Origin of the sequence: Pseudomonas sp. YuFO20 (genome assembly GCF_035064975.1) — a bacterium.
GTDB classification, from domain to species: Bacteria; Pseudomonadota; Gammaproteobacteria; order Pseudomonadales; family Pseudomonadaceae; genus Aquipseudomonas; species Aquipseudomonas putida_AE.
In genome coordinates this window covers 23281-43348 of the sequence record NZ_JAXDEO010000018.1, presented here as the reverse complement: position 1 = coordinate 43348, position 20068 = coordinate 23281, and the positions used below count along the sequence as shown (strand labels likewise).

Here is a 20068-nt window from a genome sequence, read left to right as displayed (position 1 = left end):
TGAAGTATGGTCAAGGGTTCGTCCATGGCGTGGCCAGTGACAGCGTGATGAGATAGCGCTCCTCTGTGGGCCGTTTCTGGTCCTTGAATCGATTCACAATCAACATCACTTGATACCGGTTGGACGCGTGCCAATAGGATGTGCCGCCTTTGTTAACGTCCCGTAATTGGGCTCGCCACTCAGGAGTGTCGGCGAATGAAGGGAAGTAATCGACCTTGATTGGGGTCCAGCCAGCGTTGCGCCATTGCTCCTGCAAATCCAGCACGACCTTGAGAGCGTCGTCGAGTAATAGCGGCTCGATTTGTGGGGACATGCGGACACCGTGGATATGTTCATCATCAAACATCACCGTGAAAAAACGGGCCAGAGGCGTTACAAAACCGTACTTGGGATCAATGAAACGCAGGCGTGCATCTGATTTCGGAATACTGAACCATGAGTGCCCGGGAACGGCCGGGCCAATGCTTGCGCTGGAGCGCTGGCGCATGGCTTCGTACGGCTCGCCGATCAACAGGGCGATTTCCGGCTCTTCCGAGAGTACTTGAATCGCGGCGGACGTCAGGAGGGCCGCGATCGCCAGTGCCAACGCACCGCGTCGCCAGCCTATGCGCTGCAGCAGGCTCATCGCACGCCTCCACCCCAGGCGATGTCCCGAATCGATTGCTCAATTTGGTCGCGCTGGTCGCTGTGCAGCAAATCGTCAAACTGCGCCGCGGCTTTGAGCACAAAGATCATGCGCCGTTCGATGTCAGCCAGGTTGGCAAAGGGATTACTGCCAAAACCAATGGTGCGTCCGTCCTCGATGGGACGGCACTGGCTGGCCAGCGTCAGCTCGATGGCCTGGGCGGCACCGGAGGGGATGTTAGTGACGTAGGAGGCATGGTTACCGCGCAATAACCATTTCAGACCGCTGTCGTCGTACATCGCCGGTTGCAGGATGTTGACCTGTTCGTGCTTGGCTAGATGCTCAACACTCTTGGCAATATTGCCCGCCTCGATCGCCTCGAAGGCCAGGAGGATTTCCTTGTGGTCAGTCCCGAACTTCAGCGTTTCCTGCCCGACCGGCCACAACACCGGGTACTCACCACTCCCATAGATGTTTTTCCGTGCAGCCAGGCAATCCTTCAGCGCCTCCAACCCCCGTTCCTTGTAAAACACATGCAGCGGATACACATCCAGGAACAGCGTGGTATTGCCCATCGCCAGCATCTCGTACACAAACCGGTACATCCGTTGCGAGAGCGACAAGGGAAGGTCGGCACCCCAGTGGGTGAAGCCCCATACCGGGTTGTCACGGTTGGCCTCTTCGTACTCGTGCTGGCGCTGCTCAAACGCCCGAATGGTCGCGCGCTTTTCCCGCTCACTGGGACTGAGCAAGCCTCTCAGTCCTTGTCTGGCACTGTCCCTCAATTGCTGTATCGCCTCTTCTTCCGCCTGAATTTTCTCGACCGAATCAGCCGCGTGCAGCAGACCACAGCCCACCTGTTTCGAAGCGAACGCCGCAAGACCAGCCCACTGGAAACGCGGGTCATGGCGCCACAGCTGGGCGTAGGCGGCATTGATCGCCTTGTTGCGCGCCTTCGGGTCGGCGATCAGCTTACCGCCCGGTGCTACGACGTTTTCGACCCGCTGCTGGTAGCCGCGCCAAAGGTTCTCGCAGACCGTCCCTGGCCGTTCGCTGAGCGTTGGTGTGGGCGCCCGCGCTGAAGTGAAAGTGGATTGTCGTGGCGTCACCGGATTGCTGGGTGCAACGGGCGCGGCCGCCTGTTGAGTGGCACTCCTTGCCACTGGCGGCGCAGCATCCTGTCTGGAGTCGTAGGTGGCGGTGGTAAACGAGGGGATGAACCCGGCCTTGCAGGGGCAGCTGCTGCGGCTGTCCAACGAGCCCGCCATTAGCCTGCCGTGACTGTCCATGAACGAGATGCCACCCTCGATTTCGTAGGTTTCGTCGTTTTTGCCGCAGGACACCGGATCCCCTGCGCGAGCATGGGCGAAGCCAAACATCATGATGCGGGTATCGGTCTCCAGCACCTCGCCACCGCAGGTGGTCTTGTCACCCTTGCGAATGAAATATCCCTTTGCCATTGCTAGAACTCCTTGTTTACGATCAAATTGCTTCTGCTCCCGATGGAACGGAGGAGTGGCAAAATGCCGTGAACAGGGTTCTATACGGGGCTGTCAGACGTAAGTCAGACGTTTCCTTGTTTGTTGTAGTCCGCTTCCGCAATCAGGCAGTGGCAATGGGTGGCATCGGCGATGTCGTCGAGCTGTGCGAGAATATGCCATCCATTTTTTCCAGGAACACCCATGGACGCTGCCAAACCTGCGTTGATCCGCGAAACCTTCCCCGTCGGTCCCTTGCAGTGCAACTGCACGATCATCGGCGACCCGATCACCAAAAAGGCCATCGTGGTCGACCCGGGTGGCAATCACGAACTGATCCTCGCGCGGCTCGATGCCCTGGGCCTGAAGGTGGTCAGCATCATTCACACCCATGCGCACCTCGATCACTTCCTGGCCTCCGGCCAGTTGAAGGAAAAAACTGGCGCCACCCTGCATTTGCACAAGGAAGACCAATTTCTCTGGGACAACCTGGAGATGCAATGTCAGATGTTCGGTGTGCCCTACACGCCGGTACCGTCGCCGGACCGCTGGCTGGCCGACGATGAAGAGCTGGCCTGTGGCTGTGGCGTGGCCTTGCACACACCGGGTCATACGCCGGGCTCCATGAGTTTCTGGTTTGCCGACGCGAAGCTGCTGATTGCCGGGGACACCTTGTTCCGGCGCGGGGTGGGGCGCACGGATTTGTGGGGAGGCGATCAGGCGACCATCGTGCGTTCGATCAAACAGCGTCTCTATGCCCTCGACGAAGCGGCAACCGTGGTCACCGGGCATGGTCCGGACACCCGGTTGGGCGATGAAATGCGCGAGAACCCTTTTGTTCGAGCCTGATTTGTAACAAGTGGAATTTTCACGGGTCGAAATGATCCAACGCCCGCAAGGGTCCGATGCTGAGTCCGTTGCACCACAGAATGCAAAAAGTAGGAGCTCTACATGTTCACCACGCCTCGTTTGATTATTGTCGCTACTGCCGTGGCACTGTTGGCCGGTTGCGCATCGCCCAACCCCTACGACGGCCAGGGCCAGGGCCAGGCCGATAGCGGCTCCACGGGCATGAGCAAAACCGCCAAGTACGGTGGCCTCGGAGCTCTCGCAGGCGCACTGGCCGGTGCTGCCATCAACCACGACAACCGTGGCAAGGGCGCGCTGATCGGTGCTGCCGTCGTGGGTGCTTCCGCCGCCGGTTACGGCTACTACGCCGACCAGCAGGAGAAAAAGCTGCGTGCCAGCATGGCCAACACCGGTGTCGAAGTGCAACGTCAAGGCGACCAGATCAAGCTGATCATGCCAGGCAACATCACGTTCGCCACCGATTCGGCGAATATCGCACCGAGCTTCTATCAGCCGCTGAACAACCTGGCCGGTTCGCTGAAAGAGTTCAACCAGAACCAGATCGAAATCGTCGGCTACACCGACAGCACTGGTGCCCGCCAGCACAACATGGACCTGTCCCAGCGTCGCGCCCAGAGCGTGGCGACCTACCTGACCTCGCAAGGCGTCAGCGGTGCCAACCTGAGCGCCCGTGGCGCCGGCCCGGATAACCCGGTCGCCAGCAACGGTGACGTCAATGGCCGGGCGCAGAACCGCCGGGTAGAGGTCAACCTGAAGGCGATTCCAGGCCAGCAGTATGGTGCCCAGCAACAAGGCAACGTTCAGCAGTACCCATAAGCGTCAGGCGTAAAAAAAACCGCCCGATCTTCACAGGTCGGGCGGTTTTTTTGTAGGAGCTGCCGCAGGCTGCGATCTTTTGATCTTGCTTCTGAAAATCAAAAGATCGCAGCCTCGTTGCACTCGACAGCTCCTACAGGGGCTTTTTCACACCTGTGACCTGATTACTTCTTCAGGCCGTAATGCTCATCGAGCATGCCCGGCGCGTTCGGGGCTTTGGGTGCGTAGTCGCGCGGCGGTTCCTGATTGCGCGGCGGTGTCAGGCGTTCCCGTGGAGCCTGCGTTGCGTCGGCGTGCAGGGAGGCCAGCAAGCGTTGACGGGTCTGCTCGTCCAGGGCCAGGCGGTTGGCACCCTCGGCGAGATGATCCTGCACTTCCTGATAGCTCGCAGTCAGTTTCTTGACCAATGTTGCAGTGCTGTTGAAGTGGGTCACCACCTCGTTCTGATAACTGTCGAAACGTTCCTGAATATCGTCCAGCTGACGTTGCGTGCTGCTAGGCGCGGCATTCGGCGCCAGGCGAGCGATCAGGAAACCAATGGCGACACCCACAACCAGGGCAAGAGTCGGCAACAACCAAACTAAGAGCGAGTGTTCCACGAGTCCTTCCTCTATAAACGGCTTTGCTTTACGTTAACGGCTCGAACCTGCGCTGTATACCGCGATTCGCTCGCAATAGACAGTTGCAGACAATTTGCTAGACGAGTCGACCCGATTCGAGGTCACGGAGTTCCTTCCTTGCTTATGCGTGAAACCCCTGTAGTGATTGATGGCCCGGTCGGCCAACTGGAAGCGCTGTACCTGGACAATGAGCAGCCGCGCGGCCTGGCGCTTATCTGCCATCCGAACCCTGTGCAGGGCGGCACCATGCTCAATAAAGTGGTCTCGACCCTGCAGCGCACTGCGCGCGATGCCGGTTTGATCACCTTGCGTTTCAATTACCGTGGTGTCGGTGCCAGCGAAGGCTCTCACGATATGGGCACCGGTGAAGTCGACGATGCCCAATCTGTCGCCGAATGGTTTCGCGCCAAACACCCGGAATTGCCGTTGACCCTGTTCGGGTTTTCCTTCGGCGGATTTGTTGCAGCAAGTCTCGGCGGCCGCCTGGAAGCGCAGGGCGAGCAGCTCAAGCATCTGTTCATGGTCGCACCGGCGGTCATGCGCCTGGGTGCTCAGGACCCACTGCCGCAACACGGCGAACTGACCCTGATCCAGCCGGAAACCGACGAAGTGATCGATCCACAGCTGGTTTACCAATGGTCCGACCAGCTTGAACGTCCCCATGAGCTGCTGAAAGTGGCAGAATGCGGACACTTTTTTCATGGCAAGCTGACCGATCTCAAGGATCTGATCCTGCCGCGTCTCTCGAATTGATTGCAGTCTGACAAGCGATTACCCATGACGACTCGTACCCGTATCCTCACCGGCATCACCACCACCGGCACGCCGCACCTGGGCAACTACGCCGGCGCCATCCGCCCGGCGATCCTTGCCAGCCGTGACAGCAATGCCGATTCGTTCTACTTCCTGGCCGACTACCACGCCCTGATCAAGTGCGATGACCCGCTGCGCATCCAGCGCTCGCGCCTGGAAATCGCCGCGACCTGGCTGGCCGGTGGCCTGGATGTGGACCGCGTGACCTTCTATCGTCAGTCCGACATCCCGGAAATCCCTGAGCTGACCTGGCTGCTGACCTGCGTGGCCGCCAAGGGCCTGCTCAATCGCGCCCACGCCTACAAGGCCTCGGTGGACAAGAACGTCGAGACCGGTGAAGACCCGGACGCCGGCATCACCATGGGCCTGTACAGCTACCCGGTGCTGATGGCCGCGGACATCCTGATGTTCAACGCGCACAAGGTGCCGGTCGGCCGCGACCAGATCCAGCACGTGGAAATGGCCCGGGACATCGGCCAGCGCTTCAACCATCTGTTTGGCCAGGGCAAGGAATTCTTCACCATGCCCGAGGCGCTGATCGAGGAAAGCGTGGCCACGCTGCCGGGCCTGGATGGCCGCAAGATGTCGAAGAGCTACGACAACACCATTCCGTTGTTCAGCAGCGCCAAGGAAATGAAGGACGCGATTTCCCGTATCGTCACCGACTCCCGTGCACCGGGCGAGGCAAAGGATCCGGACAACTCGCACCTGTTCACCCTGTTCCAGGCCTTTGCCACCCCGGCGCAGGCTGACGAGTTCCGCAACGATCTGCTGCAGGGCCTGGGTTGGGGCGAGGCCAAGAATCGCCTGTTCCAACTGCTGGACAGCGAATTGGGCGAATCTCGCGAGCGTTACAACCAGCTGATCGAGCGTCCGGCGGACCTTGAAGACATCCTGCAGCACGGTGCGAAAAAGGCTCGCGCAGTCGCGACCCCTTTCCTCAACGAGTTGCGTGAAGCGGTGGGTCTGCGTTCTTTCGTTGCCCAGGCTCAAGTGGCAGCGACCACGAAGAAGAAAGCGGCGAAGGCTGCACGTTTTGTCAGCTTCCGCGAAGACGACGGCAGTTTCCGCTTCCGTCTGCTGGCGGCCGATGGCGAGCAACTGTTGCTGTCGCGTCACTTTGCCGATGGTAAAACCGCCGGTCAGGTGACCAAGCAGCTGCAATCGGGCCAGCCATTGGACGTGCGCGGTGAAGACCTGGGCTTCAGCGTCTGGCTTGAAGGCCAGTGCGTGGGCGACAGCCCGGCGTTCGCTGACAGCGCCGCGCGCGATGCGGCGATCGAGGCATTGCGCATCGCGCTGACGCCAGTTCAGGAATAATCAACGGCTCGGCCCGACCAAGGGCTGATTGCCATTCCCACGGGCCATCGCTACAGTGACGGCCCGTTTTTGTTGCCTTGCTAACGAATTATGACGCCCCTAGAACGATATCAAGCTGATCTGAAACGCCCGGAATTCTTCCATGATGCCGCGCAGGAAACTGCCGTGCGCCATCTGCAGCGCCTGTACGACGATCTGGTCGCGGCCGAGCAGAACAAGCCGGGCCTGCTGGGCAAACTGTTTGGCAAGAAGGATCAGGCACCGGTCAAGGGCCTGTACTTCTGGGGCGGCGTGGGTCGCGGCAAGACGTACCTGGTCGACACCTTCTTCGAAGCGCTGCCGTTCAAGGAAAAGTCCCGCACCCACTTCCACCGCTTCATGAAGCGCGTGCACGAAGAAATGAAGACCCTGGGCGGCGAGAAAAACCCGCTGACCATCATTGCCAAGCGCTTCTCTACCGAAGCCCGGGTGATCTGCTTCGATGAGTTCTTCGTCTCCGACATCACCGACGCCATGATTCTCGGCACCTTGATGGAAGAGCTGTTCAAGAACGGCGTGACCCTGGTCGCAACGTCGAACATCGTGCCGGACGGCCTGTACAAGGATGGCCTGCAACGTGCGCGCTTCCTGCCGGCCATCGCCCTGATCAAGCAGAACACCGAGATCGTCAACGTCGATAGCGGCGTCGACTATCGCCTGCGTCACCTCGAGCAGGCGGAACTGTTCCACTTCCCGCTCGACGAAGCGTCCCACGAAAGCCTGCGCAAGAGCTTCCGCGCACTGACGCCGGAATGCACGGCAGCGATCGAAAACGACGTGCTGATGATCGAGAATCGCGAGATCCGTGCCCTGCGTACTTGTGATGACGTGGCCTGGTTCGACTTCCGCGAACTGTGCGACGGCCCGCGCAGCCAGAACGACTACATCGAACTGGGCAAGATCTTCCACGCCGTGTTGCTCAGCGGTGTCGAGCAGATGAGCGTCACCACCGACGACATCGCCCGACGCTTCATCAACATGGTCGACGAGTTCTACGATCGCAACGTCAAGCTGATCATTTCTGCCGAAGTCGAACTCAAGGATCTGTACACCGGCGGCCGCCTGAACTTCGAGTTCCAGCGAACCCTGAGTCGCCTGCTGGAAATGCAATCCCACGAATTCCTCGCGCGCGCGCACAAGCCGTAAGGCGATTCGTAAAATTGAAAAGGCCTGCAAATGCAGGCCTTTTTTATGCACTGAAGATCCCTCTGTAGGAGCTGCCGCAGGCTGCGATCTTTTGATCTTGAAAATCAAAAGATCGCAGCCTGCGGCAGCTCCTACATTGGCTCAAGCTGCTTGCTGAAACTGCTGCCGATACTGGTTCGGCGACAACTCCGTGTGCTGGCGGAACAGGCGTGCGAAGAAACTCGCGTCGTCGTAGCCGACTTCGTAACTGATGGTCTTGATGCTCTTGCGGCTGCCGGACAGCAGGCCTTTGGCGGTTTCGATGCGCAGTCGCTGCAGGTAGTGCAGCGGCTTGTCGCCGGTTGCGGTCTGAAAGCGACGCATGAAGTTGCGGATGCTCATGCCGTGTTCGCGGGCGACGTCTTCGAAGCGGAATTTGTCGGCGAAGTGTTCCTCGAGCCAGTGCTGGATCTGCAGGATGATCACGTCCTGGTGCAGCTTTTGCCCGCCGAAGCCGATTCTTCCCGGCGAGTAGCTGCGTTGCACTTCATAGAGGATGTCGCGCGCCACGGCCTGGGAAACGTTGGCGCCGCAGAAGCGTTCGATCAGGTAGATGTACAGGTCGCATGCCGAGGTGGTGCCGCCGGCGCAATACAGGTTGTCGGCGTCGGTCAGGTGCTTGTCCTGATTGAGCTGGACCTTCGGGAAACGCTCTGCAAAGGCATTGAAGAAGCGCCAGTAGGTGGTCGCCTCCTTGCCATTGAGCAGGCCGGCTTCGGCAAGCCAGAACACGCCGGTGGCCTCGCCGCACAGTACGGCGCCCCGCGCATGTTGCTGGCGCAGCCAGGGCAGGACCTGTGGATAACGTTTGCTCAGGGTATCGAAATCGTCCCAGAACGCGGGGATGACGATGATGTCGGCATTTTCCAGGCCACCATCCACCGGGATCATCACGTCGCTGAAGGTGTTGACCGGTTTGCCGTCGGGGCTGACCAGTCGGGTTTCGAACGCGGGAGTCAGGCCGTGGCCCAGTTGTTTGCCGTAGCGCAGGCTGGCGAGGTGGAAGAAGTCCTTGGCCTGCATGAGGGTGGAAGCGAAAACCCGGTCAATGGCCAGGATGCTGACGCGCCGTAGAGGCGTGGAGGCTTGGTTAGACATAATTCAACTTTATTCTTATAGGGGAAAGTGGTCACCAGACGGCTGGATCGTCTTATTTTTTGTCGGATGTGTCCAGTGTCCTGTATCGGACACGAGGCATAGTCTCTGAAGGTCCAATCCTTCTAACAACAAAGAAAAGGGTGCCGCATGATTCCCAGAACCTTGTTCAGTTCCGAGCACGAACTTTTTCGCGACAGTGTGCGAACGTTCCTCGAAAAAGAAGCAGTGCCGTACCACGGGCAATGGGAAAAACAGGGCTATATCGATCGTCAACTCTGGAACAAGGCAGGGGAGGCGGGGATGTTGTGCTCGCATCTGCCGGAGCAGTACGGCGGGCTGGGGGCAGACTTCCTGTACAGCGCGGTGGTCATCGAAGAGGTGGGGCGCCTGGGGCTGACCGGTATCGGTTTCTCCCTGCATTCGGACATCGTTGCGCCCTACATCCTGCATTACGGCAGTGAAACGCTGAAACACAAATACCTGCCGAAACTGGTGTCTGGCGAGATGGTCAGTGCCATCGCCATGACCGAGCCCGGCGCCGGTTCCGACCTGCAAGGGGTGAAGACCACCGCCGTGCTCGATGGCGACGAGTACGTAATCAACGGCTCGAAGACCTTCATCACCAACGGCTTCCTCGCCGACCTGGTGATCGTCGTCGCCAAGACCGATCCGAAGGCGGGGGCGAAAGGCACCAGCCTGTTCCTGGTGGAGGCCGATACGCCGGGCTTCGACAAGGGCAAGCGTCTGGAAAAGGTCGGCATGAAAGCCCAGGACACCTCTGAGCTGTTCTTCCAGGATGTGCGGGTGCCCAAGGAAAACCTGCTGGGTCAGGCCGGGATGGGCTTCGCGTATTTGATGCAGGAGTTGCCGCAGGAGCGCCTCACCGTCGCCATCGGCGGCCTGGCTTCAGCCGAGGCGGCGTTGCAATGGACACTGGACTACACCCGCGAGCGCAAGGCGTTCGGCAAGGCGATTGCCGACTTCCAGAACACCCGGTTCAAGCTCGCCGAGATGGCGACCGAGATCCAGATCGGCCGGGTCTTTGTCGACCGCTGCCTGGAGTTGCACCTGCAAGGCAAGCTCGATGTGCCGACGGCTGCGATGGCCAAGTATTGGGGCACGGACCTGCAATGCAAGGTGCTCGACGAGTGCGTGCAGTTGCATGGCGGCTACGGTTTCATGTGGGAGTACCCGATCGCCCGGGCGTGGGCGGATGCGCGGGTGCAGCGGATTTATGCGGGGACCAATGAAATCATGAAGGAGATAATTGCCAGGTCATTGTAGGAGCGAGCTTGCTCGCGATGGGCGTCAACGATAACGCTGAAAGCCTGACACCCTGCGGTGTGCTCAGGTTTTTCGCGAGCAAGCTCGCTCCTACAGGTGCGGGTTATGGCGCAGGATTCGGGTGATCCTTGTGGATCGCCTCGATCCCTTCCAGTACTTCCTCCGACAACTTCAGATCAAAACTGGCAATGTTGCTGTCCAGTTGCTCCAGTGTCGTGGCGCCGATAATGTTGCTGGTCACGAACGGCTGTTGCGTCACAAATGCCAGGGCCATTTGCGCCGGGTCCAGGCCGTGCTCACGGGCCAGAGCGACGTAACGGCTGCAGGCCGCTTCCGACTGTGGGTTGAAATAGCGGCTGAAGCGGCTGTAGAGGCTCAGACGGCCTTTTGGCGGGCGCGCCCCACCTTCGTACTTGCCTGACAGGAAACCGAACGCCAGCGGCGAATAGGCGAGCAGGCCGCACTGTTCGCGGATGGCGATTTCCGCCAGGCCGACCTCGAAGCTGCGGTTGAGCAGGTTGTAGGGGTTCTGGATCGACACCGCGCGCGGCCAGCCGCGTTGCTCGGCCAGGGCCAGGAACCGCATGGTGCCCCACGGCGTTTCGTTGGACAGGCCGATGTGGCGGATCTTGCCGGCCCGGACCTGTTCGTCCAGCGCCTCGAGGGTGTCCTCCAGGGGCGTCAGGTTGGCTTCGGTCTGGTGCTTGTAGCCCAACTGCCCGAAGAAATTGGTGCTGCGCTCCGGCCAGTGCAGCTGGTACAGGTCAATGTAGTCGGTCTGCAGGCGCTGGAGGCTGGCATCCACGGCCTCGGTGATGTGCTGGCGATTGTGTCGCAGGTTCTTGTCGCGGATGTAGTCGATGGTGTTGCCCGGGCCGGCGATCTTGCTGGCGAGGATCCAGTCGGCACGGTCACCGCGACTTTTGAAGTAATTGCCGATGTAGCGCTCGGTGGTGGCATAGGTTTCGGCCTTGGGCGGCACCGGGTACATTTCGGCGGTATCGATGAAGTTGATCCCGGCGTCCTTGGCTCGCTCGATTTGGGCGAAGGCGTCTGCCTCGCTGTTTTGCTCGCCCCAGGTCATGGTGCCGAGGCAGATTGCGCTCACGTTCAGGTTGGTTCGGCCTAGCTGGCGATAGTCCATCGGGTGCTCCCCTGGGCAAAACAATCATAAAAGCAGGTTGAATTATTTTTCGCAATCTGCATAATTGCGCACCTCTTTCTGCAGTGGAAGTGATGCGCCGCCGCCGAAGAATCTTGCCGTTGAACGGACGCGCCGACCCGAGCCCCCGAAAGCGTCTGTATCCGGCTGCCTTTGACTTGTCAAAGTACGCACTATTCAGTAAGATCCGCCGTCTAATTTACAGGGCGGCCCCTGAGGCTATAAAGAATGAAAACTTTTACTGCTAAACCGGAAACAGTAAAGCGCGACTGGTTTGTCGTCGACGCTGCTGGTCAGACCCTGGGTCGTCTGGCCACCGAAATCGCGAGCCGTCTGCGTGGCAAGCACAAGCCTGAGTACACTCCTCACGTTGACACCGGCGACTACATCGTCGTAATCAACGCCGAGCAGATCCGTGTTACCGGCGCTAAAACCACTGACAAAATGTACTACTCCCACTCCGGTTTCCCGGGCGGCATCAAGTCGATCAACTTTGAAAAGCTGATCGCCAAGGCCCCTGAGCGCGTGATCGAGACCGCGGTCAAAGGCATGCTGCCTAAGAACCCGCTGGGTCGCGACATGTACCGTAAGCTGAAAGTCTATGCGGGCGCTGCACACCCTCATACTGCTCAGCAGCCCCAAGAACTGAAGATTTAACGGAATAGTTCATTATGTCGGCGACTCAAAATTACGGCACTGGCCGTCGCAAGACCGCAACCGCACGCGTTTTCCTGCGTCCGGGTACTGGTAACATCTCCATCAACAACCGTTCGCTGGATAATTTCTTCGGCCGCGAAACTGCCCGCATGGTAGTTCGTCAGCCGCTGGAATTGACTGAGACTGTCGAGAAGTTCGACATCTACGTCACCGTGATCGGCGGTGGTGTGAGTGGTCAAGCTGGCGCAATCCGCCACGGCATCACCCGCGCTCTGATGGACTACGACGAAACTCTGCGCAGCGCTCTGCGTAAAGCCGGCTTCGTAACCCGCGATGCACGTGAAGTTGAACGTAAGAAAGTTGGTCTGCGTAAAGCGCGTAAGCGTCCGCAGTACTCGAAGCGTTAATTCGCTTCCACGTTCAAAAAAGAACGCCCAGTTTCCTCACGGAGCTGGGCGTTTTTTTGTGCCTGTGATTTTCTCAAAGAATTGCGCTGTGACAACTTGCCACATCAGCAGAGCCCCTATACTCCAAGGCTTGGCAGTGGTGCCCCGGGGTAATTACCTTGTCAGAATTGGGGCTTTTCATTACCATTCGGCAAAATTTTTATAAGTACAGAGTTTTACTTAGTAGATGCCTGATTTAACAGGCCACAAAGCTGATGGGAGAGGACTGAATGAGCAATGACGGCGTGAATGCAGGCCGGCGTCGCTTCTTGGTAGCAGCCACATCCGTGGTGGGTGCTGCAGGAGCGGTGGGGGCTGCGGTCCCGTTCGTGGGGTCATGGTTTCCCAGTGCCAAGGCGAAAGCCGCAGGTGCACCGGTGAAAGTGAATGTCAGCAAGATCGAGCCAGGCCAGCAGATGATTGCTGAGTGGCGCGGCCAGCCGGTATTCATCGTCCGCCGTACGCCGGAAATCCTGGGGAATCTGAAGAAGATCGAGGGCCAGTTGTCTGACCCGACCTCCAAGAACTCGACTCAACCAACCTATGTTGATCCGGAAACCCGTTCGATCAAGCCTGAGGTCCTGCTGCTGATCGGTATCTGCACGCACCTGGGGTGCTCGCCGACCTTCCGTCCCGAAGTCGCTCCCGCCGACTTGGGCAAGGACTGGGTAGGTGGCTATTTCTGTCCTTGCCACGGCTCCCACTACGACCTGGCTGGCCGCGTCTACAAGTCGCAACCTGCGCCTTTGAACCTGCCAGTTCCCCCGCATTCCTATGAGACCGATGACATCATCGTCGTTGGCGTCGATACGGAGAAAGCGTGATGAGCAAGTTCATGGATTGGGTTGATGCGCGCTTTCCCGCTACCAAGATGTGGGAAGACCATCTCAGCAAGTATTACGCTCCGAAAAACTTCAACTTCTTCTATTTCTTTGGCTCCCTGGCGCTGCTCGTCCTGGTCAACCAGATCGTTACCGGTGTCTGGCTGACCATGAGCTACACCCCTTCGGCGGAAGAGGCCTTTGCTTCCGTCGAGTACATCATGCGCGACGTCGAGTACGGCTCGATCCTGCGCCTGCTGCACTCCACCGGCGCTTCGGCGTTCTTCATCGTGGTCTATCTGCACATGTTCCGTGGCTTGCTCTACGGTTCGTACCAGAAGCCGCGCGAGCTGGTGTGGGTGTTCGGCATGCTGATCTACCTGGCGCTGATGGCCGAGGCCTTCATGGGCTACCTGCTGCCTTGGGGCCAGATGTCCTACTGGGGCGCCCAGGTGATCATCTCGCTGTTCGGTGCGATCCCGGTCATCGGCAACGACCTGACCCAGTGGATCCGTGGTGACTACCTGATTTCCGGGATCACCCTGAACCGCTTCTTCGCCCTGCACGTGGTGGCCTTGCCGATCGTGATTCTCGGCCTGGTGGTGCTGCACGTCCTGGCCTTGCACGAAGTCGGTTCGAACAACCCGGACGGCGTCGACATCAAGAAATACAAGGATGAAAACGGCGTGCCGCTGGACGGTATCGCGTTCCACCCTTACTACACCGTGAAAGATATCGTCGGCGTGGTGGTGTTCCTGTTCATCTTCTGCTCGATCGTGTTCTTCTTCCCGGAAATGGGCGGCTACTTCCTCGAGAAGCCGAACTTCGAAGTGGCGAACGCGTTCAAGACCCCAGAGCACATCGCTCCGGTCTGGTACTTCACGCCCTTCTACGCGATCTTGCGTGCGGTTCCGGACAAGCTCCTGGGTGTAATCGCCATGGGTGCGGCCATCGCCGTGCTGTTCGTCCTGCCGTGGCTGGACCGTAGCCCGGTCAAGTCGATGCGCTACAAGGGCTGGATGAGCAAGATCTGGCTCTGGGTATTCTGCATTTCGTTCGTGATCCTGGGCGTGCTGGGTGTTCTGGCGCCGACTCCGGGCCGTACGCTGCTGTCGCAGGTATGTACCTTCCTGTACTTTGCCTACTTCATTCTGATGCCGTTCTACACCAGGCTCGAGAAGACCAAACCGGTTCCGGAAAGGGTGACTGGCTGATGAAAAAACTATTTGCTGTATTGATGCTTGCTGCCCTGCCGGCGTTGTCCTTCGCGGCGCCACACGGCGGTCCCGAGCTGGAAAAAGTCGACATCGACGTGGCTGACAAGGCGGCGATGCAGGATGGCGCGCGTACGTTCGCCAACTATTGCATGGGCTGCCACAGCGCCAAGTTCCAGCGTTACGAGCGTGTTGCTGATGACCTTGGCATTCCGCACGAGTTGATGCTCGACAAGCTGGTGTTCACCGGCGCCAAGATTGGCGATCACATGAACATCGGCATGCAGCCGGCTGACGCCAAGACCTGGTTCGGTGCGGCGCCGCCCGACCTGACTCTGGTCGCTCGTGTTCGTGGCACCGATTGGCTCTACGGTTACCTGAAGTCGTTCTATGAAGACCCGTCGCGCCCTTGGGGTGTGAACAACAAGGTCTTCCCGAACGTGGGCATGCCTAACGTACTGGTCGGCCTGCAGGGTCGTCAGGTCGTCGGTTGCAAGCAGGTGCAGATCGTCGAGGACGGCAAGAAGCAATATGATCCGCTGACCGGTACGCCGCTGACCCATGAAGCGTGCGATCAGCTGACCATCGTGCCGAAGAGTGGCGCCCTGACCGAAGAGCAGTTCGATGAGAAGGTCAAGAATCTGGTAACCTTCCTGGCTTACTCGGCTAACCCGGTTAAGTTGCAACATCAGCGCATCGGTACGTACGTATTGCTGTACCTGGCGTTCTTCTTCGTATTCGCTTATCTGCTCAAGCGCGAATACTGGAAAGATGTGCACTGATAAAGCTTCAAGCAATTGCTGTTAATCGCGCGCGCCCAAGGGCGCCTCTGAAGGTGTAACGAGCCTGGTGAACCAGGCGTTACGGGAGGCGCCCTCTGGGCGCGCTCGTTTTTCCGCTTCCGATAATTTCAACAAGCGAGGAGGATCGCCATGGGCGTGACCAATCGGTTGGCCTGTTACTCCGACCCCGCCGACCACTATTCCCACCGGGTGCGAATCGTACTGGCAGAGAAGGGTGTCAGCGCTGAGATCATTTACGTTGAGGCTGGTCGCCAGCCGCCTAAACTGATCGAAGTGAACCCTTACGGCAGCTTGCCGACGCTGGTCGATCGTGACCTGGCGTTGTGGGAGTCTACGGTGGTGATGGAATATCTGGATGAGCGTTACCCACATCCGCCGCTGTTGCCGGTCTATCCGGTGGCGCGTGCCAACAGTCGTTTGCTGATTCATCGTATTCAGCGTGACTGGTGTGGTCTGGTGGATCTGATCCTGGATTCGCGGACCAAGGAAGCAGCGCGCGCCGTCGCGCGTAAAGAGCTGCGTGAAAGCCTGACAGGCGTGTCGCCGCTGTTTGCCGACAAGCCATTTTTCCTCAGTGAGGAACAAAGCCTGGTGGATTGCTGCCTATTGCCAATACTCTGGCGATTGCCGATTCTGGGTATAGAACTGCCGCGGCCAGCCAAGCCGCTGCTTGATTACATGGAGCGCCAGTTTGCGCGTGAGGCTTTCCAGGCGAGTCTGTCTGGTGTCGAACGCGACATGCGCTAAGGCTTAAGGAGCCGCTATGAACTCCAGTCGACCTTATCTGGTCCGTGCGCTCTACGAGTGGATTGTTGATAACGATTGCACCCCGCACATGCTGGTCAATTCCGAGTATCCCTCGGTGCAGGTGCCGCAAGGTTTTGCCAGTGATGGCCAGATCGTCCTGAACGTATCGCCCCAGGCCGTGCGTCATTTGCACATGGACAACGAGGCGGTGAGCTTCGAAGGCCGCTTCGGTGGGGTACCGCATACCCTGTACGTGCCTATCGCATCGATCTTGGGCATCTACGCCCGGGAGAATGGTCAGGGCATGGTGTTCGATCTGGAGTCGCCCCTGGAGGACGAGGAAGAGATCGAGCCGGATGACGATATCCCGCCTCCGGACAGCGAGCCGCCGCGGCCAAGCGGTCGACCGAGCTTGAAGGTGGTGAAATAAAAAAAGGGCGATCCGCAAGGATCGCCCTTTTTATTTCACTGTAGGAGCCGGCTTGCCGGCGAAAGCGGTCGAAAGACCAGCGCAATGTTCAATGACGCCTTCGCCGGCAAGCCGGCTCCTACAGGTCGATGGCGTTCCAGCGTCGCCATCCCCGACAAACAAATATCAGTCGATGTACTCAAACAGCTTCACAATCTTCTGCACCCCGGAAACCCCCTGCACCAGGTTGGTCGCCTGGGCTGCTTCCTGCTTGGTCAACAACCCCAGCAGGTAAACGATGCCGTTCTCGGTCACCACCTTGATGCGCGAGCCGGGGATGTTCGGGTCGGTGAGCATCTGGGTCTTGATCTTGGAGGTCAGCCAGGTGTCGTTCTGGCGGGCAAGGAAGCCGGAAGGTGGCAGCACCTGCAGTTCGTTATGCACCGTCTTGACCCGCTGAACAGCGGCAGCAGCCTGTTCGGCCTTGGCCTTGAGGTCCGCACGCGGGGTTTGCCCGGCGAGCAGTACGACGCCGTTGAAGCTGGTGACGACGATGTGCGAGTCGTTGTCCAGGGCCGGATCGGCCTTGGCGATGTTCACGCCGACCTTGGTGTCGATCAATGAGTCGTCGATCTTGCTGCCGAAAGTGCGGGTGCCACGGTCATCTTCAATCGGTGCTTCACGGCTGGCATTGACCACCGAGGTGCAGCCGCTGATGCCGAGGTATAGGGTCAGGGCCAGTAGGCCGAGGCGATTAGGGGTCATTCTTCACTCCCGAACAGTTGGCTGTCGATCAAATCGCAAAGGCAATGGATCGCCAGCAGGTGGACTTCCTGGATACGTGCGGTGACGTTGGCCGGAACGCGAATCTCGACGTCCTCGGGCAAAAGCAGCGACGCCATGCCGCCGCCATCGCGACCGGTCAATGCTACGACAATCATTTCGCGATCATGTGCGGCCTGGATCGCTTGAATTATGTTGGCCGAGTTGCCGCTGGTGGAAATCGCCAGCAGTACGTCGCCCGGCTGGCCGAGTGCGCGGATCTGTTTGGAGAAGATTTCGTTGTAGCTGTAGTCGTTGGCGATCGAGGTGATCGTCGAGCTGTCGGTGGTCAGCGCAATGGCTGGCAGGCTCGGGCGTTCACGTTCGAAGCGGTTGAGCAGCTCGGACGAGAAGTGCTGTGCGTCACCGGCAGAGCCGCCGTTGCCGCAGGAAAGCATCTTGCCCTCGTTGAGCAAGGCGTTGACCATCACCTGGCTGGCTTGCTCGATGTGCGGTGCAAGTACTTCCATCGCCTGTTGCTTGGTGTCGATACTGGCCTGAAAAAGCTGGCGAATTCGGGATTGCATGTCCATCTGTGTGACCTTAATGAGCGCGGCTGTCCGGCACGTGAATGTGCAGCCCGCAAAGCAAAGAGCAAAATTGTTGAGTGGTGGTGTCCGGTTCGGGGCGTAGGCAATCAGCTGTCGAAGGCATTTTGCAACCAGTTCAACTGATCGAGGTCGCTGTCGATCGCAACCACGTCGAAGCGGCAAGGGGCGTTGGCCCAGCGCGACTCACGCTGAAGAAAATACTGCGCGGCAAAAATCAGTTTTTGCCGTTTGCGCTCATCGATGCTATCGAGCGCGCCACCCCATTGAGTGTTTTTTCTGTAGCGAACTTCAACGAATACTACTGTATCGCCCTCCAGCATGACCAGATCAAGCTCGCCGCGTTTACACAACCAGTTCTGCGCCAGTAGCTGCAGGCCTTGTCGCTGAAGATGCTCGAGCGCATGGCGCTCGGCATCTTTACCGCATTGCTGGCGTGACCTTTGAGGCATCAGCGTGGGGTGTTCGGCAAGCGCTGAACCTGACCATTGACGAACTGCGCCCACGGCAGCTCGCGCACTACGCGCTGGTTCTGGGTCATGCTCAGGCTGCCCGATTGACCTTCGATACGGCTGTCCGGCAGGGCCTTGAGCTGGCCCAGGCGGGGTGCCAGGCTGTAGGCGTCCACGCCCATGGCGTACAAACGGCCCAGGCTGCCGCCCGCTTGAGGCCATTGCGCGGTGACCTGGCGGCGCAACGGATCGTTGGCGTCCAGCAGCCATGGGGTTTCGCAGAAGCGCACGCCATTCATGTCGTTGTACTGGTTGACGTCGCCGCTGGCGCTGAAGACGTGGGACGTGGCGTAGACCGGAACGTCACCGGCGTACTGGAAGTTCAGGGTCGGCTTGATCTGCTGGGCCTGTTGCGGCGTGGCAGCGAGGAAAATGAACTCGATGTCCTGGCGACGCGACGGCTGGGCGGCTACCTGCGAGCCAACGGTGCTTTGCAGGCTCTTGGCGCGACCTTCGCTCTGGCGCAGCTGGAACATGTCGGCGATCTGCTGGGCCAGTTGCACCGGCTGGTCGACACGCTCGGTGGCGACGATGCTGCCGCCATTGGCTTGCCAGTCCTGGCTGAACGCCTTGAGTACGCGGTCGCCCCATTCGCCTTTCGGCACCATGATGGCGGCGCGGTGCAGGCCGTCGGCGCGAGCGCGGCGGGAGACTTCGCGGGCTTCGTCTTCAGCGGCCAGGCCAAACTGGAACAGCTGGGCCGGACCTTGAGCACCTTCGCTGTAGTTCAGGGCCAGTGTGGTGATCGGCAGTTGCGGGCGGGCGCTGAGCTGTTTGACCAGTGGTTTTTCCAGCGGGCCTACCACCAGTTGCACGCCATCGGCCTGGGCCTTGCGATAGAACTCGTCGAGCGAGGTCAGGCGCGAGCTGTCGTAGAACTCGATGGCCGGCGGTTTCTGTCCGGACTGTTGTGCCTGGTAGTGGGCGGCCATGAAGCCTTCGCGCAATGCTTTGCCGACTGAAGCCAGCTGGCCGTCCTGCGGCAGCAACAGGGCGATTTTACCCAAGGGCTGACTGGCTAGCTCCTTGAGGTTGGTCAATGGCAGTGGCAGCTGGCGGGCGGCCGGGTGTTTCGGGTTCTGGGCGCGCCAGTTGTCGATGGCCGCCTGCTGCTGTTCAAGAGTGCCAGCGGTTTTTACCGCCAGTGCCAGGGCCATCCAGCCGCCAAGATCGTCGTCGGTGGTCGGCTGCAATTGCTCGGTCGGCAGCGAAGCGATCAGGGTCCAGATGGCCTCGTGGTTTTTGCTCGCCGCTTCACCGCTCAGCATCGGTGCGATAAAAATGCGTTCCTTTGCCGCGGCCAGGGTCTGGCCATCGGCTTCAAGGGCGCGGGCGCGAACGGTGCCGGTGCGGACCTGTTGCTCTTCCGGCATTTCGCCCAGGCGCTGGAAGCTCGGGTGGCTCAAGGCGGTCAGCGCGGCTTTCGGCTGGTTGCGGGTCATGGCCAGTTCAGCCGCCAGGGTGTTGGCGAAGATCTGTTGGCCTGGCTTGAGTGTTTCAACGGGGACCTGTTGCAGGATCTGCGCGGACTGGCCGGCATTGCCCTGATGATAGGCCAGGTCGGCTGCGCTCAGGCGTAGCAGTGCCGCGTCTTCCGGCGTTTTGCTTTGGGCGGCCTTTTCGAGCAGTTGCTCGATGCTGGCATCCGGGGTCCGTGGAAGTTCGCCAAGGCTGGAGGAGGGCGAGCTGGCGCAAGCCGCCAGCAAGGCAGCGAGGCATAGGGCAGAGAACAGCCGCAGGCAAGCGATCATGTAGTGTTCCTGATACTCGATCAAATTA

At 59.5% G+C, this 20068-nt stretch carries 22 protein-coding genes; 13 read left to right on the top strand and 9 right to left on the bottom strand.

The window, feature by feature from the left end:
• Nucleotides 1-10: 10 nt before the first annotated feature.
• Nucleotides 11-625 (bottom strand): hypothetical protein, encoded by a 615-nt coding sequence (locus SOP85_RS12175; protein WP_323627063.1) that lies wholly within the window; start codon nucleotides 623-625, stop codon nucleotides 11-13.
• A complete protein-coding gene (locus SOP85_RS12170) occupies nucleotides 622-2085 on the bottom strand; it encodes a PAAR domain-containing protein (RefSeq protein WP_323627062.1) in 1464 nt (487 codons plus the stop codon). Before SOP85_RS12170 ends, SOP85_RS12175 begins: the two co-directional genes overlap by 4 nt.
• 222 nt (nucleotides 2086-2307) lie before the next feature.
• Here SOP85_RS12170 and SOP85_RS12165 point away from each other — a divergent pair, with 222 nt between their 5' ends.
• Together SOP85_RS12165 and SOP85_RS12160 are read left to right on the top strand one after the other, a co-directional pair.
• The gene (locus tag SOP85_RS12165; RefSeq protein WP_323627061.1) at nucleotides 2308-2952 is read left to right on the top strand and encodes an MBL fold metallo-hydrolase; all 645 of its coding nucleotides are present in this window, start codon (nucleotides 2308-2310) and stop codon (nucleotides 2950-2952) included.
• Nucleotides 2953-3054: 102 nt separating this feature from the next.
• Nucleotides 3055-3789 (top strand): OmpA family protein, encoded by a 735-nt coding sequence (locus tag SOP85_RS12160; protein WP_323627060.1) that lies wholly within the window; start codon nucleotides 3055-3057, stop codon nucleotides 3787-3789.
• A gap of 164 nt (nucleotides 3790-3953) precedes the next feature.
• Here SOP85_RS12160 and SOP85_RS12155 read toward each other — a convergent pair whose 3' ends face one another.
• Nucleotides 3954-4388, bottom strand: a complete 435-nt coding sequence (locus tag SOP85_RS12155; RefSeq protein WP_008060245.1) for a YhcB family protein — start codon at nucleotides 4386-4388, stop codon at nucleotides 3954-3956.
• A gap of 144 nt (nucleotides 4389-4532) precedes the next feature.
• Between SOP85_RS12155 and SOP85_RS12150 the strand changes: the two genes are divergently transcribed.
• The 3 genes from SOP85_RS12150 (at nucleotide 4533) to zapE (ending at nucleotide 7727) form a co-directional block, all read left to right on the top strand.
• Nucleotides 4533-5162 carry an alpha/beta hydrolase gene (locus SOP85_RS12150; RefSeq protein WP_274074375.1) on the top strand — a complete coding sequence of 210 codons (630 nt, stop codon included), beginning with the start codon at nucleotides 4533-4535 and terminating at the stop codon, nucleotides 5160-5162.
• A 24-nt stretch (nucleotides 5163-5186) separates the two neighbouring features.
• Nucleotides 5187-6542: a tryptophan--tRNA ligase gene (locus tag SOP85_RS12145; protein ID WP_323627059.1), complete on the top strand. Its 1356-nt coding sequence runs from the start codon at nucleotides 5187-5189 to the stop codon at nucleotides 6540-6542.
• Nucleotides 6543-6632: 90 nt separating this feature from the next.
• Nucleotides 6633-7727, top strand: coding sequence for a cell division protein ZapE (zapE, locus tag SOP85_RS12140; protein WP_274074198.1), 1095 nt, complete (start codon nucleotides 6633-6635; stop codon nucleotides 7725-7727).
• Between the two features lie 141 nt (nucleotides 7728-7868).
• Here zapE and SOP85_RS12135 read toward each other — a convergent pair whose 3' ends face one another.
• Complete coding sequence (locus SOP85_RS12135; protein WP_274074376.1) at nucleotides 7869-8789, bottom strand: GlxA family transcriptional regulator; 921 nt, start codon at nucleotides 8787-8789, stop codon at nucleotides 7869-7871.
• A 222-nt stretch (nucleotides 8790-9011) separates the two neighbouring features.
• On the opposite strand from SOP85_RS12135, the gene SOP85_RS12130 reads away from it, so the two are divergent.
• Nucleotides 9012-10148 carry an acyl-CoA dehydrogenase family protein gene (locus tag SOP85_RS12130; protein WP_274074199.1) on the top strand — a complete coding sequence of 379 codons (1137 nt, stop codon included), beginning with the start codon at nucleotides 9012-9014 and terminating at the stop codon, nucleotides 10146-10148.
• A 103-nt stretch (nucleotides 10149-10251) separates the two neighbouring features.
• Here SOP85_RS12130 and SOP85_RS12120 read toward each other — a convergent pair whose 3' ends face one another.
• Complete coding sequence (locus SOP85_RS12120) at nucleotides 10252-11292, bottom strand: NADP(H)-dependent aldo-keto reductase (protein WP_323627057.1); 1041 nt, start codon at nucleotides 11290-11292, stop codon at nucleotides 10252-10254.
• Nucleotides 11293-11538: 246 nt separating this feature from the next.
• Here SOP85_RS12120 and rplM point away from each other — a divergent pair, with 246 nt between their 5' ends.
• The 7 genes from rplM to SOP85_RS12085 all read left to right on the top strand — a co-directional run bounded on the left by rplM (nucleotide 11539) and on the right by SOP85_RS12085 (nucleotide 16428).
• Nucleotides 11539-11967 (top strand): 50S ribosomal protein L13, encoded by a 429-nt coding sequence (gene rplM, locus SOP85_RS12115; RefSeq protein ID WP_003228062.1) that lies wholly within the window; start codon nucleotides 11539-11541, stop codon nucleotides 11965-11967.
• A gap of 14 nt (nucleotides 11968-11981) precedes the next feature.
• On the top strand, nucleotides 11982-12374 hold the full coding sequence (gene rpsI / locus SOP85_RS12110; RefSeq protein ID WP_003228056.1) for a 30S ribosomal protein S9: 393 nt from the start codon (nucleotides 11982-11984) through the stop codon (nucleotides 12372-12374).
• Between the two features lie 269 nt (nucleotides 12375-12643).
• The gene (gene petA, locus SOP85_RS12105) at nucleotides 12644-13237 is read left to right on the top strand and encodes a ubiquinol-cytochrome c reductase iron-sulfur subunit (RefSeq protein ID WP_274074201.1); all 594 of its coding nucleotides are present in this window, start codon (nucleotides 12644-12646) and stop codon (nucleotides 13235-13237) included.
• Entirely contained in the window at nucleotides 13237-14448 is a 1212-nt protein-coding gene (locus SOP85_RS12100; protein ID WP_008060256.1) for a cytochrome b, read from the top strand. The genes petA and SOP85_RS12100 overlap by 1 nt, the downstream gene beginning before the upstream one ends.
• Nucleotides 14448-15230 carry a cytochrome c1 gene (locus tag SOP85_RS12095; RefSeq protein ID WP_323627056.1) on the top strand — a complete coding sequence of 261 codons (783 nt, stop codon included), beginning with the start codon at nucleotides 14448-14450 and terminating at the stop codon, nucleotides 15228-15230. The genes SOP85_RS12100 and SOP85_RS12095 overlap by 1 nt, the downstream gene beginning before the upstream one ends.
• 150 nt (nucleotides 15231-15380) lie before the next feature.
• A complete protein-coding gene (locus tag SOP85_RS12090) occupies nucleotides 15381-15998 on the top strand; it encodes a glutathione S-transferase N-terminal domain-containing protein (protein ID WP_007972581.1) in 618 nt (205 codons plus the stop codon).
• Nucleotides 15999-16014: 16 nt separating this feature from the next.
• On the top strand, nucleotides 16015-16428 hold the full coding sequence (locus SOP85_RS12085; RefSeq protein WP_046819002.1) for a ClpXP protease specificity-enhancing factor: 414 nt from the start codon (nucleotides 16015-16017) through the stop codon (nucleotides 16426-16428).
• Between the two features lie 165 nt (nucleotides 16429-16593).
• On the opposite strand, the gene SOP85_RS12080 is transcribed toward SOP85_RS12085, so the two are convergent.
• The 4 genes from SOP85_RS12080 to SOP85_RS12065 all read right to left on the bottom strand — a co-directional run bounded on the left by SOP85_RS12080 (nucleotide 16594) and on the right by SOP85_RS12065 (nucleotide 20040).
• Complete coding sequence (locus SOP85_RS12080) at nucleotides 16594-17172, bottom strand: BON domain-containing protein (protein WP_323627055.1); 579 nt, start codon at nucleotides 17170-17172, stop codon at nucleotides 16594-16596.
• The gene (locus tag SOP85_RS12075; RefSeq protein ID WP_007972584.1) at nucleotides 17169-17762 is read right to left on the bottom strand and encodes a phosphoheptose isomerase; all 594 of its coding nucleotides are present in this window, start codon (nucleotides 17760-17762) and stop codon (nucleotides 17169-17171) included. Before SOP85_RS12075 ends, SOP85_RS12080 begins: the two co-directional genes overlap by 4 nt.
• A gap of 104 nt (nucleotides 17763-17866) precedes the next feature.
• Nucleotides 17867-18229 (bottom strand): YraN family protein, encoded by a 363-nt coding sequence (locus SOP85_RS12070; protein ID WP_323627088.1) that lies wholly within the window; start codon nucleotides 18227-18229, stop codon nucleotides 17867-17869.
• A complete protein-coding gene (locus tag SOP85_RS12065; protein ID WP_323627054.1) occupies nucleotides 18229-20040 on the bottom strand; it encodes a penicillin-binding protein activator in 1812 nt (603 codons plus the stop codon). Before SOP85_RS12065 ends, SOP85_RS12070 begins: the two co-directional genes overlap by 1 nt.
• Nucleotides 20041-20068: the final 28 nt, after the last annotated feature.